Genomic DNA, 1,695 nt, shown 5'->3' on the forward strand with positions numbered 1-1,695 from the left:
CCCGCGCCGTCGCGTTCACACCATCAAGAAGCCACCCACGCTCCGAAGCGTCCACCAGAGGAACAGACGAAGCAGACCCAGCACCACCAGACGCCAACCACGACAAAACACGCGAATAACGCGAGGCAAGGGCGGTCGCCGTGCTCTCGGTGAACAGATCGGTCGCATATTCAAGCGCCGCCGTCAGACCGTCAGCTTGCCGAATTATTTGCAGCTGCAGATCGAATTTGGCCGTGCCCGGATGCACCATGAGCGGCTCAGCCATAAGCGCGCCAAAGCGAACAGATGGCTGCTCTTCCTCGTTATAGGCGATCATGGCCTGGAACAGCGGCGTCCGGCTGGTATCGCGTTTCAGGTCCATCGCTTCGATCAGTTTGTCGAGCGGCGCCGCATCGGACAGGGCGCGGGCGAGCTCGTCATGGACGCGCCCGATCAACCGGGCCGGGTCAGCATCATCGTCGAGGGTGACGCGGATTGCGGCCGTATCGGCAAAGAATCCAACGAGGCCTCCCGCCTCCGGGATTTCGCGCCCGTCGAACGGCACACCGAGAACGAGATCGTCGGTTCCGGCGGTGCGGGCCAGCAGCACCGCATAGGCCGTCACCATCAGGGCGAAGGGTGTTGTCGAAAGCTCCTGTGCCCGCTCCCGGATGGACGCTTCAAGATCGGCGTCTATGGGAAACGCCGCAACATCGCCGCGATGGCTGCGCTGGGCCGGACGGGTAAGATCCGTCGGCAGGTCGAGCAACGGCGGCGCGCCATCCAGTGCTTCACCCGCACGGGTCAACGCGGTTGCATCGCGCGCGTCCTGGCCCGGCCCCTCGCGCCAGGACACCCAGTCGGCGTAACAGATCGTCAGATCCGGAAGATCCGGCGTCACGCCTTTCAGGACTGCGTCATAGAACGCGGCAAGATCATCCAGCAGAACCGGCACGGAGTGACCGTCGACCGCATTGTGATGTGCGATCAGAATGAGCGCGGAACGCGCACCGCCGAAATCGAGCAATGTGGCACGCAACGGCACTTCGTTTTCAAGGTCGAAGGGCTGTTGTGCAAGCAGACGTGCGGCTTCCGCCGTCTGCTCCCGTGCCGCGTCACGATCAGCGAGCGGGCGTGTCTCGCACTCGAGCCGGATCGCATCCAGCGGCAACAGAACAGCGTCTACCTTCTCGCCGATCCGAATCGCGGTGCGCAGCGGTTCATGCCGTTCTGCAAGGGATCGCAGGGCGGATTGCAGGGCCGTTGCGTCCGGCACGCCCTCGAACAGGGTCACGATCGGCACGGTATAGGCGATGCCGGAACCGTCGATCCGGTCCATCAGGGCAAGGCGCGCCTGCATGCGTGATGCCGGGCGGATATCGTCCGCCCACACTTTCGGCTCCGGATGATCGGCGACGGAGGATTGCAGCGCATCGATCGCGGCCGCCATGTCATTAAGGCGTTGCTCGCTAAAAACGGCTCTTAGCGGCAGTGAGACACCGAAGCGCTGCCTGATCTGTGCGACCAGACGGACGCCGAGCAGCGAGTGGCCACCGACCGCGAAGAACCCGTCCTCGGGCCGGAACGACCCGCCGCCGAGCAGGTCCGACCACAGTGCAGCCAGTTCCCTCTCCGTGTCCGTGACATATGTCACCGGACCCGCCTCTTTGGTCACGTCCTCACCGGCCGGGATGGCAAGGGCGCCCCGGTCCAGCT

At 64.4% G+C, this 1,695-nt stretch carries 1 protein-coding gene; it reads right to left on the reverse strand.

Annotated features, from left to right (window positions below; genetic code table 11):
• Positions 1-1,695 (reverse strand): condensation domain-containing protein (locus VOI22_RS21090; protein WP_323798424.1); only part of this gene is annotated, 1,695 nt, incomplete at both ends.

This window comes from Nisaea sp. (assembly GCF_034670185.1).
Classification (GTDB): Bacteria; Pseudomonadota; Alphaproteobacteria; order Thalassobaculales; family Thalassobaculaceae; genus Nisaea.